Annotated in this window: 22 protein-coding genes and 1 pseudogene; 12 read left to right on the top strand and 11 right to left on the bottom strand. The window is 58.3% G+C overall.

Features of this window, described 5'->3' with window-relative positions; genetic code table 11:
• Positions 1–72 precede the first annotated feature (72 nt).
• The 4 genes from Q9R34_RS12045 to htpX all read left to right on the top strand — a co-directional run bounded on the left by Q9R34_RS12045 (position 73) and on the right by htpX (position 4,521).
• On the top strand, positions 73–573 hold the full coding sequence (locus tag Q9R34_RS12045) for a GAF domain-containing protein (protein ID WP_216493963.1): 501 nt from the start codon (positions 73–75) through the stop codon (positions 571–573).
• 96 nt (positions 574–669) lie between these two features.
• Entirely contained in the window at positions 670–1,356 is a 687-nt protein-coding gene (proQ, locus tag Q9R34_RS12040; RefSeq protein WP_434123167.1) for an RNA chaperone ProQ, read from the top strand.
• A gap of 19 nt (positions 1,357–1,375) precedes the next feature.
• Positions 1,376–3,421, top strand: coding sequence for a carboxy terminal-processing peptidase (prc, locus tag Q9R34_RS12035; RefSeq protein WP_485893943.1), 2,046 nt, complete (start codon positions 1,376–1,378; stop codon positions 3,419–3,421).
• 218 nt (positions 3,422–3,639) lie between these two features.
• Complete coding sequence (gene htpX / locus Q9R34_RS12030) at positions 3,640–4,521, top strand: protease HtpX (RefSeq protein ID WP_485893941.1); 882 nt, start codon at positions 3,640–3,642, stop codon at positions 4,519–4,521.
• Between the two features lie 51 nt (positions 4,522–4,572).
• On the opposite strand, the gene Q9R34_RS12025 is transcribed toward htpX, so the two are convergent.
• The gene (locus tag Q9R34_RS12025) at positions 4,573–5,952 is read right to left on the bottom strand and encodes an MFS transporter (protein ID WP_485894194.1); all 1,380 of its coding nucleotides are present in this window, start codon (positions 5,950–5,952) and stop codon (positions 4,573–4,575) included.
• A 178-nt stretch (positions 5,953–6,130) separates the two neighbouring features.
• Here Q9R34_RS12025 and kdgR point away from each other — a divergent pair, with 178 nt between their 5' ends.
• Positions 6,131–6,922, top strand: a complete 792-nt coding sequence (gene kdgR, locus Q9R34_RS12020; protein ID WP_434123170.1) for a DNA-binding transcriptional regulator KdgR — start codon at positions 6,131–6,133, stop codon at positions 6,920–6,922.
• Positions 6,923–6,994: 72 nt separating this feature from the next.
• On the opposite strand, the gene Q9R34_RS12015 is transcribed toward kdgR, so the two are convergent.
• On the bottom strand, positions 6,995–7,231 hold the full coding sequence (locus tag Q9R34_RS12015; RefSeq protein WP_434123171.1) for a YobH family protein: 237 nt from the start codon (positions 7,229–7,231) through the stop codon (positions 6,995–6,997).
• Between the two features lie 208 nt (positions 7,232–7,439).
• Here Q9R34_RS12015 and Q9R34_RS12010 point away from each other — a divergent pair, with 208 nt between their 5' ends.
• The 5 genes and pseudogenes from Q9R34_RS12010 (at position 7,440) to rlmA (ending at position 10,569) form a co-directional block, all read left to right on the top strand.
• Positions 7,440–7,706, top strand: coding sequence for a YebO family protein (locus Q9R34_RS12010; protein WP_434123172.1), 267 nt, complete (start codon positions 7,440–7,442; stop codon positions 7,704–7,706).
• Between the two features lie 27 nt (positions 7,707–7,733).
• Complete coding sequence (locus Q9R34_RS12005) at positions 7,734–8,744, top strand: MBL fold metallo-hydrolase (protein ID WP_485893938.1); 1,011 nt, start codon at positions 7,734–7,736, stop codon at positions 8,742–8,744.
• A gap of 524 nt (positions 8,745–9,268) precedes the next feature.
• A pseudogene (locus Q9R34_RS12000) lies at positions 9,269–9,437 on the top strand (DUF2627 domain-containing protein).
• Positions 9,424–9,633: a transcription antiterminator/RNA stability regulator CspE gene (gene cspE / locus Q9R34_RS11995; protein WP_003852684.1), complete on the top strand. Its 210-nt coding sequence runs from the start codon at positions 9,424–9,426 to the stop codon at positions 9,631–9,633. The pseudogene Q9R34_RS12000 and the gene cspE overlap by 14 nt, the downstream one beginning before the upstream one ends.
• Positions 9,634–9,771: 138 nt before the next feature.
• Complete coding sequence (gene rlmA, locus Q9R34_RS11990; protein ID WP_485893935.1) at positions 9,772–10,569, top strand: 23S rRNA (guanine(745)-N(1))-methyltransferase; 798 nt, start codon at positions 9,772–9,774, stop codon at positions 10,567–10,569.
• Here rlmA and Q9R34_RS11985 read toward each other — a convergent pair.
• The 4 genes from Q9R34_RS11985 to manX form a co-directional block, all read right to left on the bottom strand.
• Positions 10,566–11,024: a DUF986 family protein gene (locus Q9R34_RS11985; protein WP_485893933.1), complete on the bottom strand. Its 459-nt coding sequence runs from the start codon at positions 11,022–11,024 to the stop codon at positions 10,566–10,568. The two genes, rlmA and Q9R34_RS11985, sit on opposite strands and share 4 nt — an antisense overlap.
• Before the next feature lie 69 nt (positions 11,025–11,093).
• Complete coding sequence (locus tag Q9R34_RS11980; RefSeq protein ID WP_434123177.1) at positions 11,094–11,939, bottom strand: PTS mannose transporter subunit IID; 846 nt, start codon at positions 11,937–11,939, stop codon at positions 11,094–11,096.
• A gap of 15 nt (positions 11,940–11,954) precedes the next feature.
• A complete protein-coding gene (locus Q9R34_RS11975) occupies positions 11,955–12,755 on the bottom strand; it encodes a PTS mannose/fructose/sorbose transporter subunit IIC (protein ID WP_033747932.1) in 801 nt (266 codons plus the stop codon).
• Positions 12,756–12,815: 60 nt separating this feature from the next.
• The gene (gene manX / locus Q9R34_RS11970; protein WP_485893931.1) at positions 12,816–13,784 is read right to left on the bottom strand and encodes a PTS mannose transporter subunit IIAB; all 969 of its coding nucleotides are present in this window, start codon (positions 13,782–13,784) and stop codon (positions 12,816–12,818) included.
• A gap of 505 nt (positions 13,785–14,289) precedes the next feature.
• On the opposite strand from manX, the gene Q9R34_RS11965 reads away from it, so the two are divergent.
• Positions 14,290–15,858: a TerC family protein gene (locus tag Q9R34_RS11965; RefSeq protein ID WP_485893929.1), complete on the top strand. Its 1,569-nt coding sequence runs from the start codon at positions 14,290–14,292 to the stop codon at positions 15,856–15,858.
• Between the two features lie 284 nt (positions 15,859–16,142).
• Here Q9R34_RS11965 and Q9R34_RS11960 read toward each other — a convergent pair whose 3' ends face one another.
• From Q9R34_RS11960 to pabB, 4 genes are all read right to left on the bottom strand, one after another.
• A complete protein-coding gene (locus Q9R34_RS11960; protein ID WP_485893927.1) occupies positions 16,143–17,705 on the bottom strand; it encodes an EAL domain-containing protein in 1,563 nt (520 codons plus the stop codon).
• 223 nt (positions 17,706–17,928) lie between these two features.
• Complete coding sequence (locus Q9R34_RS11955) at positions 17,929–19,293, bottom strand: L-serine ammonia-lyase (protein WP_485893925.1); 1,365 nt, start codon at positions 19,291–19,293, stop codon at positions 17,929–17,931.
• Between the two features lie 191 nt (positions 19,294–19,484).
• Complete coding sequence (locus tag Q9R34_RS11950) at positions 19,485–20,051, bottom strand: CoA pyrophosphatase (RefSeq protein ID WP_434123184.1); 567 nt, start codon at positions 20,049–20,051, stop codon at positions 19,485–19,487.
• On the bottom strand, positions 20,048–21,409 hold the full coding sequence (gene pabB / locus Q9R34_RS11945; protein ID WP_485894191.1) for an aminodeoxychorismate synthase component 1: 1,362 nt from the start codon (positions 21,407–21,409) through the stop codon (positions 20,048–20,050). The genes Q9R34_RS11950 and pabB overlap by 4 nt, the downstream gene beginning before the upstream one ends.
• Positions 21,410–21,521: 112 nt before the next feature.
• On the opposite strand from pabB, the gene Q9R34_RS11940 reads away from it, so the two are divergent.
• The gene (locus Q9R34_RS11940) at positions 21,522–21,707 is read left to right on the top strand and encodes a YoaH family protein (protein WP_485893923.1); all 186 of its coding nucleotides are present in this window, start codon (positions 21,522–21,524) and stop codon (positions 21,705–21,707) included.
• Positions 21,708–21,728: 21 nt separating this feature from the next.
• Here Q9R34_RS11940 and Q9R34_RS11935 read toward each other — a convergent pair whose 3' ends face one another.
• Entirely contained in the window at positions 21,729–22,073 is a 345-nt protein-coding gene (locus Q9R34_RS11935; RefSeq protein ID WP_485893921.1) for a RidA family protein, read from the bottom strand.
• Positions 22,074–22,093 lie beyond the last annotated feature (20 nt).

Below are 22,093 nucleotides of genomic sequence, written 5' to 3'. Positions count from 1 at the left end.
GTGGATATTTAGTGCTTATTTTAACGGGCGGTTAATTAAAGCCGCTCTGTTGTTAATGTTAATGGTTAAACAATGAACAAAACTGCCTTTTACGATGATTTGAATCGCGACATGCGCGCGCTGCTGGCGGGTGAGAGATCGTTTCTTGCCGCGCTAGGCAATTTCAGCGCGCTGCTGTATGAACGCCTTGAGGGCGTCAACTGGGCGGGCTTCTACCTGCTGACGGAAGCCGACACGCTGGTGCTGGGGCCTTTTCAGGGCAAAATCGCCTGCGTGCGCATTCCGGTAGGCAAAGGCGTTTGCGGCACGGCGATCGCGCAGGATAAAGTACAGCGCGTCGACGACGTGCACGCCTTTCCCGGCCATATCGCCTGCGACGCCGCCAGCAACGCTGAGATCGTGATTCCTCTGAAAGTAAACGGCGCGCTGGTAGGCGTTCTGGATATCGACAGCACGGTGTTCAATCGCTTCGACAGCGAGGATGAGACAGGGCTGGTTGCACTGACTGATGGGCTTTGCGACGTGTTGGCGGACAGCGATATCGAAAAATTTTTGCAGCTGACGCGTAGCTAATCGACTGGATCGCATGGTATTTGGCAATGTTGTCATTATAATGTCGCCTGTTCATGCCTGCTCTGGTCGGCAAATCCGTTGTAATCAGGAAATTTCATGGAAAATCAACCTAAGTTGAATAGCAGTAAAGAAGTGATCGCCTTTCTGGCGGAACGTTTTCCAAACTGCTTTAGCGCCGAAGGTGAGGCGCGTCCGCTCAAAATCGGCATCTTTCAGGATCTGGTCGAGCGTGTTCAGGGCGAAATGGGTCTGAGCAAGACTCAGCTGCGTTCAGCGCTGCGTCTTTATACCTCCAGCTGGCGCTATCTCTACGGCATCAAAGCCGGCGCGACGCGCGTCGATCTCGACGGCAACGCCTGTGGCGTGCTTGACGAGCAGCACGTGCAGCATGCGCGTCAGCAGCTGGAAGAGGCGAAAGCGCGCGTTCAGGCGCAGCGCGAGCAGCAGAAAGCCGCGAAGCGCGAAGCAGGCGAAGAGGGTGCAGAACCGCGTCGTCCGCGTCGTCCGGCCGCACGCAAGCCAGCCGAAGGCGAAGCGCCGCGTAAAGCGCGTCCTCAGTCGCCGCGTCCGGCCGCTCAGGATCGCAAACCAGCTCCGCGCCCGGTCGCTGAGGCGAAACCCATCACCGATACCTCAACGTTGCAACCTGGCCAGAATATCAAAGTCAAAGCAGGCAAAAGTGCGATGGACGCTACCGTTCTTGAAGTGTCAAAAGACGGCGTTCGGGTACAGCTCGCTTCCGGCATGGCAATGATTGTGCGCGCAGAACACTTGCAGTTCTGAAACGGAGGCTGACCCCGGCATGAACACCCTGTTAAAAATCGGTATGATTGCGGGCCTGCTACTGGCAGGCCCTTCATTTGGCGCTGAGAATATTACCCGCGTCGATCAAATTCCCCAGCTGCACGAAGATCCGCAGGATCCTACCGTCAGTGAACGGGTGACCTCTCGCTTTACCCGCTCTCACTATCGCCAGTTCGATCTCGATCAGGCCTTTTCGGCGAAAATTTTCGACCGTTACCTGAACATGCTCGACTACAACCACAACGTGCTGCTGGCATCGGACGTGGCGCAATTCGCCGACAAGAAAAGCACGCTCGGCGACGAGCTGCGCAGCGGCAAGCTCGATGTTTTCTACGATCTCTATAACCTGGCGCAGAAACGCCGATTCGAGCGCTATCAGTACGCGCTCGACGTGCTGAAGCGCCCGATGAACTTTACCGGCAACGACACCATCGATATCGATCGCGCTAAAGCGCCCTGGCCAAAAGATCAGGCGGAGCTGAATGCGTTATGGGACACCAAGGTAAAGTATGACCAGCTCAGCCTGAAGCTGACGGGCAAAGATGAAAAAGAGATCCGCGATGTGCTGACCAAACGCTACAACTTCGCGATTCGCCGCCTGGCGCAGAGCAACAGCGAAGATGTGTTCCAGCTGGCGATGAACGCCTTCGCGCACGAAATCGATCCGCATACCAACTACCTGTCGCCGCGCAATACCGAACAGTTCAACACCGAAATGAGCCTGTCGCTGGAAGGCATTGGCGCGGTGCTGCAGATGGATGACGACTATACGGTAATCAACTCTATGGTCGCGGGCGGTCCTGCGGCGAAAAGTAAAGCGATTGGCGTCGGCGATCGCATTGTTGGCGTCGGTCAGCCGGGCAAGCCGATGGAAGATGTGATTGGCTGGCGTCTTGACGATGTGGTAGCCAAAATCAAGGGGCCGAAAGGCAGCAAGGTGCGTCTTGAAGTGCTGCCTGCAGGCAAAGGCACTAAAACCCGCACCGTGACCCTGACGCGCGAGAAGATTCGCCTTGAAGACCGCGCGGTGAAGATGAGCGTGCACAACGTCGGCAAACAGAAAGTCGGCGTGCTGGATATTCCGGGCTTCTATGTCGGTCTGACCGATGACGTGAAGGTGCAACTGCAAAAACTGCAGAAGCAGAACGTCGACAGCATAGTGATCGATCTGCGCACCAACGGCGGCGGCGCGCTGACCGAAGCGGTTTCGCTCTCCGGCCTCTTTATTCCCAGCGGTCCAGTGGTGCAGGTGCGCGACAACAACGGTCGCGTGCGTGAAGACAGCGATAACGACGGCGTCGTCTACTACAAAGGCCCGCTGGTGGTGCTGGTGGACCGTTTCAGCGCCTCGGCGTCGGAAATTTTCGCGGCGGCTATGCAGGATTATGGTCGCGCGCTGATTGTCGGCGAACCGACCTTCGGCAAGGGCACCGTGCAGCAGTACCGCTCCCTGAACCGCATCTACGATCAGATGCTGCGTCCAGAGTGGCCTGCGCTCGGTTCTGTGCAGTACACCATCCAGAAGTTTTACCGCATCAACGGCGGCAGCACCCAGCGTAAAGGCGTCACGCCGGATCTGCTGATGCCGACCGGGGTGGAAGCGGCGGAAACCGGCGAGAAATTTGAAGATAACGCGCTGCCGTGGGACAGCATCAACGCGGCGACCTACACCAAAACCGGCGACATTAAGCCGCTGGTGGCGCAGTTAACCAAACAGCACGAGGCGCGTATCGCCCAGGATCGCGAGTTCCAGTACATCATGAAGGATATCGCCCGCTTCAATGCGATGAAGGACAAGCGCAATATCGTGTCGCTTAATCTCGCCCAGCGCGAGAAAGAGAATCACGAAGAGGATGCGCTGCGTCTGGAGCGAATTAACGCGCGCTATCAGGCGGAAGGTAAAAAGCCGCTGAAGAGCCTGGACGATCTGCCGAAAGATTACAAAGAGCCCGATCCTTATCTCGACGAGACGGTGAAAATCGCCAACGATCTGGCGCAGCTGGATAAGTCCCAGCCCGCGTCAACGACCCCCGCCGCGCAGTAAGCGCAGGGGAGTGAAAAGCACCGCGCTGCGGTGCTTTTTTTTGCCTGAAGGCAGCAGATGGCCCGCTCAAACCTGGCGGTGCGACGAAAGCGTGACTAAATGTAAAGTTATGTCTTTTTAGACACTTAAAGGTTAAGGTCGCTTGAAATGCGCCGCGATGACCTTAGGATAAGGATTCGCGCAGCTAGCGCATGAACAACTGAGGAAGATTAACTTTTATGATGCGTATTGCTCTTTTCCTGGTGACCAACTTAGCTGTGATGTTGGTCTTTGGGCTGATCCTCAGCCTGACAGGGATCCAGTCAAGCAGTGTTCAGGGCCTGATGATTATGGCAGGCCTGTTTGGCTTTGGCGGTGCGTTTGTTTCACTGCTGATGTCGAAGTGGATGGCGTTGCGTTCAGTCGGCGGTGAGGTCATTGAACAACCCCGGAATGAAACGGAACGCTGGCTGATGCAGACCGTTGGGCGTCAGGCGCAGCAGGCGGGCATCGCGATGCCGCAGGTCGCTATCTACCATGCGCCCGACATCAACGCCTTCGCCACCGGCGCGCGCCGCGACGCCTCGCTGGTCGCCGTCTCAACCGGCCTGTTGCAGAACATGAGCCGCGACGAAGCGGAAGCGGTGCTGGCGCATGAGATCGCGCATATTGCCAATGGCGATATGGTCACCATGACGCTGATCCAGGGCATCGTGAACACCTTCGTGATCTTTATCTCGCGCATTATCGCGCAGGTCGCATCGGGCTTCCTCTCCGGCAACCGCGACGGCGAGGAGAGCAGCAACGGCAATCCGCTGGTCTACTTTGCCGTGGCGACGGTGCTGGAGTTGGTGTTTGGCATTCTGGCCAGCATCATCACCATGTGGTTCTCGCGCCACCGTGAATTCCACGCCGATGCCGGTTCTGCGAAGCTGGTGGGTCGCGAGAAGATGATCGCCGCGCTGCAACGCCTGAAAACCAGCTACGAACCGCAGGAGCCGAGCAGCATGATGGCGTTCTGCATCAACGGCAAAAACAAGTCGCTGAGCGAACTCTTTATGTCACACCCGCCGCTGGATGAGCGTATCGAAGCGCTGCGCAGCGGTCAGTATCTGAAGTAACCGCTCAGACGATAAAAAGGCGACTCCCTGGAGTCGCCTTTTTTATGGCCATCACTGCGTCGCGGCGCTTTTCTGCGACAGGCGCGACAGGCTGAACAGCGCGGCGACGCTGGAGAAGAGCCCGGCAAGGATCAGCGAAGCGTGCGTGCCGCCCTGATCGAACCAGGTGAACATCAGCGCGACCAGCGCTGCGCCGCTGCTCTGACCCAGCAGACGTGCCGTGCCCAGCATCCCGCTGGCGCCGCCGCTGCGGTTGCGCGGAGCGGAAGAGATAATGGTATGGTTGTTAGGCGACTGGAACAGGCCGAAACCAGCGCCGCACAGCGCCATGCGCCAGATAATCTCCCCGTCCTGGGGCTGCCCGGGCAGCAGCGCCAGCAGAAACAATCCGGCTGCGAACAGCACCAGACCGATGCCGCCCAGCAGCCCGGCGTGAATATGTTCAATCAGGCGTCCGGCAATCGGCGCCAGCACCATCGTCGCCAGCGGCCAGGGCGTCAGCAGCAGGCCGGTCGCCACCTCGTCGCGTCCCAGCACGTTCTGCAGGAAAAAGGGCAGTGACACCATCGCCAGCATCTGCGCGCAGAAAGAGCAAATGGAGGTGCAGATTGAGAGGCTGAACAGCGGAATACGCAGCAGATCCACCGGCAGCAGCGGGACCGCCAGCCGCTGCTGCCGACGCACGAAAAACACGCCGAGCAGCGCCAGCACAGCCATTTCCCCCAGCGCCAGTGCCCAGCTGCCGCCCTGGGCAAACCCCGTCAGCGCATAAATGAGCAGGCCAAAAAACAGCGCGTTCATCAGCGCGCTCGGCACGTCAAACTTCTGCGCCTTCGCTTTCTGGCTGTTCTCCGGCAGGAAGCGCAGCGCCAGCCACAGCGCAATCACGCCGAGCGGCACGTTAATCAGGAACAGCCACTTCCAGCTGGCGAACGACAGAATTGCTGCCGCCACCGTCGGCCCGGCCGCGCTGGAGACCGCCACCACCAGCGAGTTGATCGCCATGCCGCGCCCCAGGTGACGCTGCGGATAGATAATGCGGATCAGCGCGGTGTTAACGCTCATCAGCGCCGCGCCGCCAAAGCCCTGCAGCACGCGCGCCAGCGTCAACATCGACAGCGACGAGGAGAGGGCGCAGAAGGCTGAAGTGAGGATAAACAGACCGAGCCCGACCTGGTAGACCCGGCGATAGCCGAGCATATCGCCGAGAAAAGAGAGCGACAGCAGCGAGGCGACGATAGCAATTTGGTAGGCGTTGACGATCCAGACCGACTGCGCCGGACTGGCGTGCAGATCGCGCGCGATGGTCGGCAGCGCCACGTTGGCGATAGCGCCATCCAGCACCGCCATCATAATACCCAGCGCAATGGTAATAATAGCGCCGTACCGCTGCGGAGCGGGCAGGCCATCCTGAAAAGGTGTTGGGGACATAGCGAGAAAAATAAAGTGGGTGAGTATCACCATGCTAATGAATCTGCTGCTGAAACGCACCGTCTTTAGCGCAATAAGCAGGGTTAAAGTATGTCGTGCGGTGACAGATGAGGGTCTGGCGCGCTATATTGGCCATCTGTTCCGATTTTATTAAAACAATTTTAAAAAAGGGTGCGTGATGGCCGCCAGTGAAAACGATAAACAACCCGACGCCGTTTCCTCCGTGATGAAGGTGTTCGGCATATTGCAGGCGCTGGGCGAAGAGCGCGATCACGGCATCACCGAACTGGCGCAGCGCGTGATGATGTCGAAGAGCACCGTTTACCGCTTCCTGCAAACCATGAAAACGCTGGGTTATGTGACGCAGGAAGGAGAGAGCGAAAAGTACTCTCTGACCCTGAAGCTGTTCGAGCTGGGCGCGAAGGCGTTGCAGAACGTCGATCTTATCCGCAGCGCAGACGTGCAGATGCGCGAGCTTTCCCGACTCACCAAGGAGACGATTCACCTCGGCGCGCTGGAAGAGGACAGCATCGTCTACATCCATAAAATCGACTCGCTCTACAATCTGCGTATGTATTCGCGCATTGGACGGCGCAATCCGCTGCACACCACGGCGATCGGCAAAGTGCTGCTTGCATGGCGCGACCGCGCCGAGGTGAATGAGATCCTCAAAGAGGTGGAGTTCAAGCGCAGCACCGCCAATACCATCGTTACGCGCGAAGCGCTGATCGAGGTGCTCGATCAGGTGAAGATGCAGGGCTTTGGGGAAGATAATGAGGAGCAGGAAGAGGGGCTGCGCTGCATCGCCGTGCCGGTTTTTGACCGCTTCGGCGTGGTGATCGCCGGTCTGAGCATCTCTTTCCCGACGATTCGCTTCTCGGAAGAGGCGAAAAGCGACTACGTTGCCATGCTGCACCGCGCGGCGCGCGCTCTCTCCGCCGAAATGGGCTATCACCACTACGATTTTTAATAAAAAAGGCGGGCCCAGGCCCGCTTGACCTTTCGAAGCAGAGTCAGTGCGGCGCTGTTGGCCGCGTGCCCCTTAATTGTCTATCACCTCGCCGCTCTTCTTCAGCAGCGGGCAGTCGCTCACGCCAATAACGCCGCTGTCGGTATGCAGATATTGAGCGGTAATCAGACCGCGCGCGGTAAGGTAGTTACATTTCAGGCCCAGACCCGCTGCGTTTTTAGCGCTGCCGGTCAGCACGCCATAGCCGGTAAACAGCATGGCGACCCAGATAACGGCGAGCAGAACGATCGCCCGAATAAAGAGTTTCATTTTTTCTCCTTGTGATACATAACGCAGCTCTCCACCTTGAGCTGTCGCCCGTAATATTAACAGCTTGCCTCGCTTTGTCTGCTGAAGCGATCGGAGATTGCTGAAAGCGAGGCGTCAGGGAATTCTGCATTCAGGCGCATAGCCTGGTCAGCTGTGCGTGCAGCAGGTAGAATCGGCGTCATCAATATTTTTACGTTTTGAGGCAGTGATGAACGAAGTAGCCGCAACCACCGATCCCCTGTTCAGCTATGGCGTACTGGCGGTCACTATTATTGTGGCGTTTATCGCCTGGTTTTTCGTTAACCGGGCCAGCGTGCGCGCCAGCGAACAGATCCAGCTGCTGAGCCAGCTGCTGGAAGAGCAGAAAAAACAGAACGCCCTGCTGCGTCGCCTGGTGGAGAGCCAGAGCGTGGAGCAGGCAAAGCCAGAGGCGGAAGAAGCGCGCGATTTTATCCGCATGATCCCGGAACGCTAAGGTTCCTGAGCCCGGCAAGGAGACGACATGCCCCGGCAAAACCCCTGGTACGACGCCAGCAAAACGCACCATACCCCTGAAGGTTTCCGTAATCCCGAGCCGGATCTGCGTCAGCCCGGCGATCTCCAGCGCTGGCGCAAAGCGCGCAAGGCGGCGGGGCTGCCCTTACCGCCGCAGGCGGGCTATGAGCCGTTCAAAGCGCGCTGGTGGCAGCCCGCCGATCTCGCTGGCGCGGACGATCGCATCTGGTGGTTGGGTCATGCGGCGGTGCTGCTGCGCCTTAATCAGCGCTATCTGCTGATCGATCCTGCGCTCTCAACGCGCGCCTCGCCGCTGCCCTTTGTCGGACCGAAACGCAAAACCCCGCCGCCGCTGCGCATCCAGGATCTGCCGCGCCTCGACTATGTGCTGATTTCTCACAATCACTACGACCATCTCGACGCCGCCACCGTCAAACGCATTCTCCGCCGCTTCCCCGAGGTTACCTTTCTGGTGCCGCTGGGGCTGGAAGGCTGGTTCAAACGGCGCGGCGCGCGCCATGTGCGCCAGCTTGACTGGTGGCAGAGCCAGCAGGAGGCGGATCTCACCCTGACCGCCGTGCCGGCGCGTCACTGGAGCATGCGCTCGCCCTGGGATCGCAACCGCTCGCTGTGGTGCGGCTGGGTCGTACGCAGCAAGAGGCTGAATTTCTGGTTTTCCGGCGACAGCGGTTTTTCTGACAATCTGGCGGAGATCCCGCGCGAGCTCGGCCCTTTTAATCTGGCCGCGTTGCCTGTCGGCGCCTATGCACCGAAATGGTTCATGCAGAGCAGCCATATGGATCCGGATCAGGCGGTTTCATTATGGCGGCTAGCGGGCGAGCCGCTCACCCTGCCGATCCACTGGGGCGTATTTGAACTCGCTGACGAATCGCTGGATGAGCCTCCAGCGGAATTAATGCGCGCTATTCAGCGCAGCGGAGAGGATAATGGCCGTTTCGCGCCGTGGAGAATAGGGGAGGGGCGCAGCCTGGAAAATAGTAACCAGGAAAATTCCTAAATATTGACGCTTATCCTCAGGCGGGTATTGGGTTTCAACAGAACAATTATTCAGGATCAAAGAATAAAAATTAATGATTGATGAGTGATGCTCTGCTTTTAATTGGGGCAACGCACTTTTTATTTTCATGATTTTGGTGCAAAGGTATTTATTATCTGCGCCAGTAAAAATGAGAGCCCGCTAGCGATTAAACGTTAACAACGGCGGCGCATTTTACTTTTGCGGTTTCGCTTAAGAAAAACGAATGCCATAATACTGCAATAATTTAGCTGTAAATTAACTTGTTACGGTGAACAAGGTTGGACGATGACGCGGTCATCCGCTAAAGTTATTTGCCTCTTCGCCAGATTGATGGATAGCGCTTTTTCGACTACTGCTGGATAAGTTATGTACCGAAATGAACAAAGGGCGCTGCTGCTTTGCAAAATTTGTGCGGCGCGTCCATGGTCGATTAAAAATGCCTTGCCATTAATTTGCGGATATGTGATAACAATTCGTGGGTCAAACGAGGTACAGTTCTGTTTATGTATGGCATCTTCAGTAAAGAAGTTACGAGTAAAAACGTTGACGTTGAATACCGCTTCCTTGCCGAACCTTATTAGTGCCTCATTCAGTAACGTCTCTGGTTTCTCTGTAGGTCTGCTTTCGGGCAAAATAAACACTCTAAGGAATTTGCAAAATGGCAAAGATTAAAGGTCAGGTTAAGTGGTTCAACGAGTCTAAAGGTTTTGGTTTTATTACTCCTGCTGACGGTAGCAAAGATGTGTTCGTACACTTCTCCGCTATCCAGGGCAACGGTTTCAAAACCTTGGCTGAAGGCCAAAGCGTTGAGTTCGAAATTCAGGACGGCCAGAAAGGCCCGGCTGCAGTCAACGTAACCGCTATCTGATTTCGTGCCAGCTCGGTGCCATGCACCACTGAAAACGAATCCTGTAAAGCCCTGGTCATCTGACCGGGGCTTTTTCTTTGCGCTTTCGATACGGTGGTGAACGGAGTACACTGCGGCGCTCATGTTAATGGAGTTCGTATGTTACTGATTTGCCCCCTCTGTCATCTCCCTTTACAGCCTGAAAATCGCAGCTGGCGCTGTGGAAACCGTCATCAGTTCGACCAGGCGAAAGAGGGCTACCTCAATTTGCTGCCCGTTCAGCATAAAGGCTCGCGCGAGCCTGGCGACAGCCCGGAGATGATGCAGGCGCGGCGCGAGTTTTTACAGGCGGGCTACTATCAGCCGCTGCGCGAGGGGGTAGTGGCGCTGCTGCGTGAAAAGCTGCAAGACCCGGACGCATTGCTCGATATCGGCTGCGGCGAAGGCTATTACACCTCGGCGCTCGGCGCGCTGGGCGGCGAAGTCTACGGGCTGGATATCGCTAAAAACGCCATTCGCCTGGCGGCGAAGCGCTATCCTGACGTACAGTTTTGCGTCGCTTCCAGCCAGCGACTGCCCTTTGCCGACGCTTCTCTGGATGGCGTTGTGCGTATCTACGCCCCCTGCAACGAAGCGGAGCTGACGCGCGTTATCAGGCCTGGCGGCGTGCTGCTGACCGTCACGCCCGGGGCGCACCATCTGCAACAGTTCAAGGCGCTGATCTATCGCGAGGTGCAGCTTCATGCGCCAGAAGAGAAGTGTTACAGCGGCTTTAGCGAAGAGAGCCAGCAGTCGCTGCGCTACACGATGCACCTGAGCGGCGACGCGGCGGCCACGCTGCTGCAGATGACCCCTTTCGCCTGGCGCGCGAAGCCGTCGGTGTGGGGTGAACTGCAGGCGTCGAAAACCTTCGAATGCGACGCCGACTTCCGTCTGACGCTCTGGCGGCGCGATTAGCGCGCCTCCATCAGCGTATGGTAGATGCGTTCAAGATCGTCGAGCTGCTGCACGGCGATCAGCAGGCGTCGCTGCTCCAGCTGCATCACCAGAATGCCGTCTTCAGAGAGATTGAGGCTCTGAATGCGCGCATAGTCTATCCAGACGCCGCCATAAAACAGCCCGTCGCGCTTCATCAGCAGAACTGGGCGGCGCAGCCAGAAGAGCCAGAAGGCGAGAAAGAGCAGCACCATCAGCAGGGTAGTGGTGAGCTGCGGCCCCTGATGCGTCACATTATTCCAGAGTAAAATCGCCAGCAGCCCGATAAATATCAGGCTGTCGATCTTGTGCCTGCGCCGCAGCGCCACGCTTAAACGCGTCGGGCCTTTGCGGCGCGGCAGAATAACGTCGTGGTAGAGAGAAAAAAGCAGCAGCGCGGCGATGCAGAGCGCGATGAGGCCGTCCGTTAGTGTCATCACATTCTCCTGAGGCGATACGGCGGAAAAGCGGGGAAGAGGCCGGGCGCGGCGCGCCCGGCGAAAGGACTACAGGCCAAGCAGGCCGATCCAGTAGCCGAAAATCCCGATAACGAAGAAGCCGACGATAATCCACAGCGCGTTGACCTTGCGGCGCAGCAGCCACATACAGGCGAAGGTCAGCAGCAGCGGCACAATGCCTGGCATCAGCTGATCGAGGATGGTCTGAACCGTGGTAACGGTGGTCTTCCCGGTCTGATCGGTAATGCGCGACACCACCAGTGGAATATTAACGTGCGTCCACTTGTTCACCAGCGCGCCCATGACAAACAGGCCGAGAATCGACGCCCCCTCCGTCAGCTTCTGCAGGAAACCGCCGCCCATGTCGCTGACGATATCGATCCCTTTGCGGTAGCCGTACGCCACGCCGTAATAGCGGGTCAGCAGGCGCGCCAGGTTGAACAGCACAAAAAAGAGCAGCGGGCCCAGCAGGCTGCCGCTCATGGCGATGCCTGCGCCAAGCGCGGCGAAGACCGGACGCACGGTGCCCCAGAAAATCGGGTCACCGACGCCCGCCAGCGGGCCCATCAGGCCGACCTTGATGCCGTTGATGGCGGCGTCGTCGATCTCGGCGCCGTTTGCGCGCTGCTCTTCCATCGCCATGGTCACGCCTAATACCGGTGCGGCGACGTAGGGATGGGTGTTGAAAAACTCGAGATGGCGTTTAATCGCCTGACGGCGCGCCTCGTTATTTTCCGGATAGAGGCGGCGGATCACCGGCACCATTGAGAAGCAGAAGCCCAGCGCCTGCATACGCTCGAAGTTCCACGACCCCTGGAACAGGTTCGACCGCAAAAACACGCCGCGGATATCGCCTGGGGTGAGTTTCTTTTGCGTTGTAGTGGTATCTACCATGTTGTCACCTGTTCCTTAGTCAAGTTCGTTATCGAGATCGTTATTTGCTGGACCCGCTGCAGGCGCGCCCGCCACGCGGTTATATTTCGGCGCCAGCTGGATATAGAGCACTGCCATGACCACGCCGATGACGCCCAGCGCCACCAGGTTGAAGCTGGTGAAGGCCGCAGTGACGAAGCCGAGGTAGAAGAAAGGCATCAGATAGCCTGCGCGCATCATATTGATGACCATGGCGTAACCGACCACCACGATCATGCCGCCGGCGATGTTCAGGCCGTTGGTGACCACTTCAGGAATAGAGCTGAGCAGGGAGTGAACCGCGCTGGTGCCGACGGAAATCGCCACGATCAGCGCTGGAATGGCGATTCGCATCGCCTGCAGCACCAGCGCCGAAACGTGGATCCACGAAATCGCCGTCAGGTTGCCTTTCTCCGCCGCTTTATCAGCTGCATGCTGGAAGGCCACGGTGATGGTGCGCACGATAATCGTCAGCACCTGGCCTGCCGCCGCCAGCGGAATCGCCAGCGCAATGCCCGCGCCGACGCTCTGACCGCCAGCGATAACCAGAATGGTAGAGATAATGGAGGCGAGAGCCGCATCGGGTGCCACGGCAGCGCCGATGTTCATCCAGCCCAGCGCGATCATCTCCAGCGTGCCGCCGATGATGATGCCGGTTTTCATATCGCCGAGCACCGCCCCAATCAGGGTACAGGCCACCAGCGGACGGTGAAACTGAAACTCATCCAGAATCGAGCCCATACCCGCAATACAGGCCACGATAAATATCAGGATGATTTGTAGCGAGGTTATTTCCATCATATCCCTTCTCCTCAGCAGGATAGCGTTAACTGGCCCGCAGGCGCAGCTGGCGGCGTTTTACGCATTGACCTTCGCAATCAGGTCCATCATTTTTAGTTTTTGATCGCTGGAGACTTTACGAACTTCCAGCTCGATATGGCGTTCGTTGAGCTTGCGGAACGCGGCGATATCTTTGTCATCGACCGAGACGGCGTTATTGACCTGGGTTTTGCCCTGACGAAACGCCATGCCGCCGATATTGACCGACTTAATCTCCACGCCTTGCTCGACCACGCGCAGCACGTCGGTGGGATTGGTAAACAGCAGCATCACGCGATCGCGGCCATATTTCGGGTTATTCCAGACGCGCACCATCTTGTCGACGTCTACCACGTGCGCGGTCACGCCGGGCGGCGCCACCTGCGTCAGCAAGGTTTTGCGCACGTGATCTTTGGCGACTTCGTCGCTCACCACGATGATGCGCGAGACGTTGGTCTCTTTGGTCCAGCGCGTCGCCACCTGACCGTGGATCAGGCGGTCGTCGATGCGCGCCAGCCCAATCTTCATATGTTCGCCCGGCGCCAGCGGCTGCGCAGGGGCAGGCGGCGCTTTGGCGGCAGGGGCGGCGGCTGGGGCAGGCGGCGCGGCAAGCGCGGTTTTCTGCGCCTTAACGCCTTCGCGACCTGTTTCCACCGCGATGCCAACCAGTTCGGTAAAGCTGGGATCGTCGTCGCGCGCCATCAGCGTTTCTACCAGCATCGGAATATTGACCCCGGCGATCACATCGTAATTTTCTTTATCCAGCACCACGCGGCTGGCGGCGTTGAACGGACTTCCGCCCCAGGTATCGACTAAAAACAGCGCCCCTTTCGAGGTATCCAGCTTTGCCAGCTGCGCCTGATATTTTTCAATAAGCGTTTCTGCATTTTCGCCGGGCACAAAGTCGATCCATCCGACGTTCTCCTGCTCGCCCAACAGCATCTCTGCGGTTTTCAGCAGTTGCTCGGCTGCCCAGCCGTGTGTACCAATCACTATCGCAATGGTCACTTGCTACCTCCGTTCGCTAAAGAAATTCGTCTGGAGTCGACGAATCGTTATGAGTTATCGCTACGGTTATCTGGCGACAAACGTAGTCAAAACATCTGAATTAAAGAATCATTCTCCGGGCGTCTTGAATGATCGATAAATCGCGATTTATTTTAGTGCGCGAAAAAATAATTTATGTGACGGTTGTCAGTAATCAGACGGCCGAACCTGCCTTAAACAGGGTTTATTAGCGAATCGGCGCTGAATCATTTGTAAATGAAAGAAAATTTTTTGACGTACATTACTGGCCTGTTACATTAACGATCTGTTTATTACTCAGGAGTAACGGGTTTCAGCCCACCTTTATGGATCGTCACCGACGTCGCTTAACCACTTTGATGCGCGCATCCGCGCTTTCCCTCACGCCTGACGGCGTACCTGCAGTTTATCCGATTGTCTTTCTGTCACGTCACCACAGGACGCTGGCACGATATCGTTCAGTCTGTCTCTCGTTCAGGAGTCAATGATGGAATTTCTCTTCGACCCCTCAATCTGGGCCGGTTTGCTCACGCTTGTCGTACTGGAAATCGTGCTTGGCATCGACAACCTGGTGTTTATCGCCATCCTGGCTGACAAGCTGCCGCCGAAGCAGCGCGATAAGGCGCGTTTGATCGGCCTGTCGCTGGCGCTGGTGATGCGTCTGGGCCTGCTGTCGCTCATCTCCTGGATGGTCACGCTGACGCGCCCGTTATTTAGCGTTGGCGAGTTTAGCTTTGCAGGACGTGATTTGATTCTGCTGGTGGGCGGGGTGTTCCTCTTGTTCAAGGCGACGATGGAGCTGCATGAGCGGCTGGAGAACCGTCAGCTCGAGCATCAGGGAAACCGCAGCTATGCCAGCTTCTGGGCGGTGGTGACGCAGATTGTGGTGCTGGACGCGGTCTTCTCGCTGGATGCGGTGATCACGGCGGTCGGCATGGTAAACCATCTGCCGATTATGATGACGGCGGTCGTGATCGCCATGGGCGTTATGCTGCTGGCCTCGAAGCCGCTGACCAACTTCGTCAACGCGCATCCTACCGTGGTGGTGCTCTGCCTGAGCTTCCTGCTGATGATCGGCCTGTCGCTGGTGGCGGAAGGTTTCGGCTTCCATATCCCGAAAGGCTATCTCTACGCGGCGATCGGCTTCTCTATTCTGATCGAACTGTTTAACCAGATTGCGCGCCGCAATTTTATGCGCCATCAGGCGCATCGCCCCATGCGCGAGCGCACTGCCGAGGCGATTTTGCGCCTGATGGGCGGTCGTCAGCGTCCGGCCCAGCCTGCGGTAAACGAGGAGTCCCCTCTGACGCAGGCGATGCCGCAGGAGGCCTTTAAGGATGAAGAGCGCTATATGATCAACGGCGTGCTGACGCTGGCGTCGCGCTCAATCCGCAGCATTATGACGCCGCGCGGCGAAATCTCCTGGGTTGACGCCCAGCGTCCAATGGATGAGATCCGTATTCAGCTGCTCGACACGCCGCACAGCCTCTTCCCGGTGTGCCGCGGCGAGCTGGATGAAATTATCGGCGTGGTGCGCGCTAAAGAACTGCTGGTGGCGATCGAACACGGAATGGATGTGGCAACCTTTGCCGCCGCGTCACCCGCTATCGTGGTGCCGGAAACGCTGGATCCGATTAACCTGCTGGGCGTGCTGCGCCGCGCCAAAGGCAGTTTCGTTATCGTCACCAACGAGTTTGGCGTGGTGCAGGGGCTGATTACGCCGCTGGACGTGCTGGAAGCGATCGCTGGCGAGTTCCCGGACGAGGATGAAACGCCGGATATTGTCGCCGACGGCGACGGCTGGATTGTTAAGGGCGGCACCGACCTCCATTCACTCCAGCAGCTGTTCGACGTCAACGACCTGGTCAACCCGGATGAAGATCACGCCTCCCTGGCGGGCCTGCTGATTGGTCAAAAAGGCCAGCTGCCGCTGCCGGGCGAGGTAATCGACTTGCCGCCGCTGCACTTCACTATCCTGCAGGCGACCGACTATCGTGTCGACCTGGTGCGCGTTACCAAAGATAAGCCGCACGAGGATGAGGAAGAGGAGCAGTAATCAGTCTAAATCTGTAGCGGGTTTATCGAACAGACGATGATGCTGTTCAACGCGTGGGTGAGAGGGGCCGAAGAGCAAAGCGTCCCGCAACAGGGACAAAAACGCCGGGAGCGTTTTTGAACAACGCGGTGCGTTGGCCCGGTTACGGGCGCACCTCAGGGAAGAGGTGCGTATCTGCGGGCCGAGCGAGCAAGGATGCGTAAAGCGACTTTGCGGTCGGGCCCTCTCATCCACGCAGGCATCCGCTCTTACAGGCAAGCTAAACGGCGCATATGCGCCGTTTTTTACGGGGTCAGCTGCGCCTGATGCTGCGTCAGCCAGGCGGGAAAATCCTCAATCGGCATCGGCCGCGCGTAGAAATAGCCCTGCAGCAGATCGACGCCGCGCTCGCGCAAATAGGCGGCCTGCTCGGCGGTTTCGACCCCTTCGGCCACCAGGCTAATGTTTAAACGCTGCGCCAGCGAAATCACCATATCGGTCACCGTCGCGTTGATGGCGTCGGTGCCAATCGCCGCGGTGAAAATCTTGTCAATCTTCAGCACGTCAGGCTGTAAATCCTTCAGATAGGAGAGCGAACTGTGCCCGGTGCCGAAGTCATCGATGGCCAGCCGCACGCCGATGCTGTGCAGCTGCGAAATCACCTTTTGGTCCACTACCGGCAGGGCGTCGCGCTCCGTCAGCTCCACTACCAGCTTCGGCAGCGGATTCGCCGGCCACCACAGCTGTTGCAGATCCTCGACGATGGCGCGATCGCGGAAGTGGCTGGCGGCCACGTTAATGGCGATATGAAATGAGGGGCAGCGCGGCAGGTTCGGCAGCTGCGCCACCGCTTTGTTAAGCACGAAGCGCGTCAGCGGCGCGATAAGATTCTGCCGCTCGGCCAGCGGAATAAACACGTCCGGCGGGATCCAGCCCTGGCGCGCGTTATGCCAGCGCAGCAGCAGCTCGATGCCGTCGCACTCGCCGCTCTGGGCGTTAATCAGCGGCTGGCAGTAGACCATAAATTCATTGGCGGTAATGCCGTAGCTGATCTGCCAGCTCAGGCTCATGCGGTTCGCCGTCGCCAGCCAGACGATATAGCCGATCAGCAGGCTCAGCAGCAGCGCCAGCGGCAGCTGCGACGGCAGCGACGCCATCGCCAGGCGTGCCGGCGAGGGGCCATAGAGCGTAATGGAAAAGGGATAGCGCAGCGAACCCTGATCGTAGCTGACCTCATCTTCTGACGGCATCGTGGGCTCAATCAGCGGATTGCCATACTCCAGACTTTCGCCGCCGACGCTGAAAATAGCGCGCTCTACCCAGGGATGCTGTGGCTCCAGCAGATAGGTGCTCATCAGCTCAATATTAATCGCCTGTAAAATGCCTGAGCGGTTATCGAGTGTCTTAGGCGTCCACAGCAGCAGGATCGGCGAACCCTTCAGCAGGTAATTGTCGGTTGTCAGCATCATGCGCTGATTATTAATGGCCAGCTCGGGATAGGTCTGACTAAAAGGAATGGCGCGCGGTCCGTAAATGCTGGAGCAGTAGATGGTGTCGTTTTCCACCAGAAGCATGGCGCGCACGGTTTGCAGCGCAGAAATTTTCTCAACAAGCGGGAAGCGCACATCCTGACAGGGCACGCCGACCAGCCCCAGCGTATTGTTTGCCGAAACGTCGAGCGGCGAAAACATGCGGTCAAAGCGCTGAATAGCGTTATTAGCGAAATTAAGCGACTGCTGTTCAATACGCGACTTCTCTTCAAAAAAGCGCAAAGCCAGCGTCAATATTAAAACCACAGCGGCGAGCACCAACGCGATAAAGAGTCGCTTACGGCGAAACTGTCCAACATATTGCTGGGCCAAAAGCATCAGTAACCACCTTCCACACACTAAATTAAAGCAGGATAACGGAGAGATTATCGGCAAGGCGGAAATAAGGTTTAGCCATGCTTGATAAAAAAAGCGGTACTGAAATAACCGCGCGACCTGAAAGGGTCGCGCGAATCATTACTTTATCGTTAATCAGGGCGATGAGGTAGAGCGAGGCGCGCGATTCATGACGACCGCGCGAAAAACAACCGATGCCGGAACATTAGTCGCACTGAACTTTTATCGCCAGTCCGCCGCGCGAGGTCTCGCGATATTTGGCGTTCATATCTTTGCCGGTTTCATACATGGTTTCGATAACCTTATCGAGCGAAACGCGCGGCTCGCTGGTGCGGCGCAGCGCCATGCGGGCGGCGTTGATCGCCTTTACCGAGGCGATAGCGTTGCGCTCAATGCAGGGCACCTGCACCTGACCCGCCACGGGGTCGCAGGTCAGGCCGAGGTTATGCTCCATGCCGATCTCGGCCGCAACGCAGACCTGTTCCGGGCTGCCGCCCAGCAGTTCGGTCAGTCCGGCGGCCGCCATGGAACAGGCTACGCCGACTTCGCCCTGACAGCCCACTTCCGCACCGGAAATCGAGGCGTTCATTTTATACAGGATACCGATGGCGCCCGACGCCAGGAAATAGCGGGTGAAAATATCGGGCGTCACGGTTTCGATAAAGCGATCGTAATAGGCGAGCACCGCCGGAACGATGCCGCAGGCGCCGTTGGTGGGCGCGGTAACGACGCGGCCGCCAGCGGCGTTCTCTTCGTTGACCGCCAGCGCGAACATATTAATCCAGTCGATGACGTTCATCGGATCGTTGGAGTGTTTGGACGATGAGGTCAGCAGGCGACGCAGCGAGGCGGCACGGCGCGGCACGCGCAGCGGGCCCGGCAGCACACCTTCGGTATTGAGCCCGCGATCGATACAGGCCTGCATCGTCTGCCAGACGTCGGTAAAGTAGTCGCGGATCTCGTCGCGGGAGTGCAGCGCCAGTTCGTTCTTCATCACCAGGCCCGAGAGTGACAGACCGGTTTCGCGGCAGTGCGCCAGCAGCGCTTTCGCCGAGTGAAAAGGCCATGGCACGCTCACTTCATCCAGCGTCGACTGGCCGAAATGCTCTTCGTCGACGATAAATCCGCCACCCACCGAATAGTAGGTTTTGCTTAAGATCAGCAGGTCGCCCGCAAAGGCGAGCAGGCGCATGCCGTTTTCATGCAGCGACAGATTCTCGCTGCGGAACACCATGCCGCCTTCGCGCGGAAAGTCTACTTCGTGCGCGCCGTTGGCCAGCAGCAGTCGTTCGCGCTGCTCGACGTCTTTAATAAAGGCAGGAATGCTGTCGATATCCACCGTGGCCGGGGAAGCGCCCGCCAGCCCCATAATAATGGCGATATCGGTATGGTGGCCCTTGCCGGTTAGCGAGAGGGAGCCGTAGACGTCTACAGCGATGCGTGTCACCTCCTGAAGTTTTCCCTGTTCAACCAGCAGGTCGACAAACTCCTTGCCTGCTTTCATCGGCCCCACGGTATGGGAACTCGACGGGCCAATGCCCACTTTGAACATGTCAAAAACGCTAATCACAGGCGACACTCCTCACAAAAAATTTTTTATCTCTGCCGGGGCAGTTTGTGGCGCTAATAGTAATCGTCGGCCCAGGTAAACGAACGCCTTTTCGCATGAAATAAACTAATCGCTCAGGCGAGAAATAGTTATGCTGCACAGCTGAGTGCAACCGATTGTTTATAAAGGTTAAAAGAGAGCGAGGCGGGGGGTCAGAACGCAATCTGCTGGCTCAGAGAGCGGATGATGCCAGCCGTCATGCCCCATACCAGATACTCCTCATAGACCGAGAGCCAGACCGGATGACGCAGGCCGGCATGCTGCACCTCCAGCGACGCGTAACGGTTGAGCCGCAGCGCCTCTTCCAGCGGCATCTCAAAAGCGCTTTCCACCTCGTCGGGATTGATGTGCAGCGCAATCTGCGGCGAAATGATGCCAACCACCGGCGTCACGCGAAAGCCAGTGCTGCTGGTCACGGGAGCGAGCTGGCCGATCACCTTCACCTCATCAGGAGCGATGCCGACCTCTTCCTGCGCCTCGCGCAGGGCGGTCGCCACTAGGGAGATGTCGTCATCGTCCTGCATGCCGCCGGGAAAGGCGACCTGACCGGCATGCTTGCGCAGCTCCCGCGAACGGCGCGTCAGCAGCAGGCCCGGCGCGGCGCGCGCAACAATGGGCACCAGCACTGCCGCCTGGCGACCGGCGGGGCGCTGTTGCGGCTTCTCAGGCTGATGCAGCATAAAGCGGGTAATAAAGGCGTCGAGCGTAAGCGGCTTCATTCGTTGTCTCCGGACAGCGCAGGCAAAATGCGGCTGACTTTGTGTAGCGTTTCCTGATATTCGGCGTCCAGTTCGCTGTCGGCAACCACGCCGCCGCCCGCCGCGCAGAACAGCTGCTGGCGCTCGGCGATCAGCGTGCGAATAGTGATGCTGGTATCCATACGCCCGCAGAGGCTGAGATAGCCGATGCTGCCGCACCAGGCGTTGCGGCGATGCGGCTCCAGCTCGTCGATAATCTCCATCGCGCGGATTTTCGGCGCGCCGGTAATGGAGCCGCCGGGAAAACAGGCGCGCAGCAGATCGCTGGCGTGCAGCGAGGCAGGCAGGCGCGCACGTATGGTGCTGACCAGATGATGCACCGCCGGGAAAGGCTCGACCTCGAACAGCGCCGGCACGCTGACGGAGCCCGGCGCAGCGACGCGGCCGATATCGTTGCGCAGCAGATCGACAATCATCAGATTCTCGGCGCGATCCTTTTCCGACTGCGCCAGCGCCAGCGCTTCACGACGATCAAGCTCGGCATCGGCCGCACGCGGCCGCGTGCCCTTAATCGGCCGGGTTTCAATCTCATCGCCCTTCAGCGATAAAAAGCGCTCCGGCGACAGGCTGAGAATGGCGCTGTCGGGCAGGCGTAGAAAAGCACTGAATGGCGCACGGTTAGCGGCGTTGAGGCGGCAAAACGCCAGCCACTCATCGCCCTGATAGTGCGCCTGAAAGCGCTGCGCCAGATTGACCTGATAACAGTCGCCCGCCTGGATATAGGCCTGCACCGCGTGAAAACGCGCGGCGTAGTCGCGGTAGCGCAGGTTGGAGTGCCAGTCGCTGGTGAGCGAGAAGGGCGCGGCGTCGCGCGTCGGCCACTGCAGCAGCCAGCGCAGCCGCGCCTGCGCATCTCCCAGCGACACCAGCGTCAGGCGCTGCAGATGGTGGTCGGCGATCAGCGCCCAGTCGTAAATACCGATCGCCATATCAGGCGTCGTGAGATCGTCCACAGCCTGCTGCGGCAGGCGTTCGAAGCGGCGCCCGAGATCGTAGCCGAACAGGCCAAGCGCACCGCCCTGAAACGGCAGGTCGTCGCGAGCGTCGGGAGGCACATCCAGCGCCTCGCACTGGCGCTGCACCAGCCATAGCGGATCCTCAGCCGAGTGGCTCACGGCGTCGCGGGCGTCAATTGTCGTCAGGTCGCCGTGGGTCACCAGGGTGGCGCGCGGATCGGCGGTCAGTATATCGAAGCGGTTGTCCGCATGATCGGCATGGCCGGAGGTGAGCAGCATCGCCCAGGGAAGATGCGAAAGCCTGGCGAAATGCGCGCTGAGCGCATCCTGCGTATAGTGTAGACTGAGCGTTGAGACCATTATTCGGCAAAAATCAGACAGTAACGAGGGCGTTAGCCTGACATATTTTTTACCGGCTGGCATCTGTTTGTTCCCCTGGGAACCCTGCTGCCCGCCTTGCAACCAGGAGTGAAGAATGTTTAAAGGTTTACCGGCACTCTCCCACGAGCAGCAGCAGCAGGCGGTGGAGCGTATTCAGGAGCTAATGGCGGGCGGCATGTCCAGCGGAGAGGCGATTACGCAGGTCGCGCAGGAGATCCGTCAGACCCATACGGGCGAGCAGATCCGGGCGCGCTTCGAAGATGACGAGGATGAAGAGTAACGCCCGGCGCGGCCCTGTTGCCTATAGCGCCGCGATGATTTTAATCTCAACTTTATATTTGGGGTTCATCAGCCCGGCCTGAACGGTGCAGCGCACCGGCGCATTGCCGGGCGATACCCACGCGTTCCAGGCGCGGTTCATCGCCGCAAAATCCTCTTTTTCCACCAAAAAAATCGTGGCGTCGAGGATCTTGCTTTTATCCGAACCGACGCGCGTCAGCAGCGCGTCAATCACCGCCAGCGCGTTGGCGGTCTGCGCCTCAGCGTCGGCGTCGAGGTTTTCCGGCACGCTGGTGTAATAAACCGTTTGATCGTGGATAACGGCTTCAGACATACGATGTTCGGGATCGATACGGGTAATGGTCATTGTTTCTCCTTATTTTTCCA

Source organism: Enterobacter sp. BRE11 (assembly GCF_031844285.1).
Taxonomy (GTDB): Bacteria; Pseudomonadota; Gammaproteobacteria; order Enterobacterales; family Enterobacteriaceae; genus Pantoea.
This window is presented reverse-complemented; position numbering and strand designations above follow the sequence as displayed.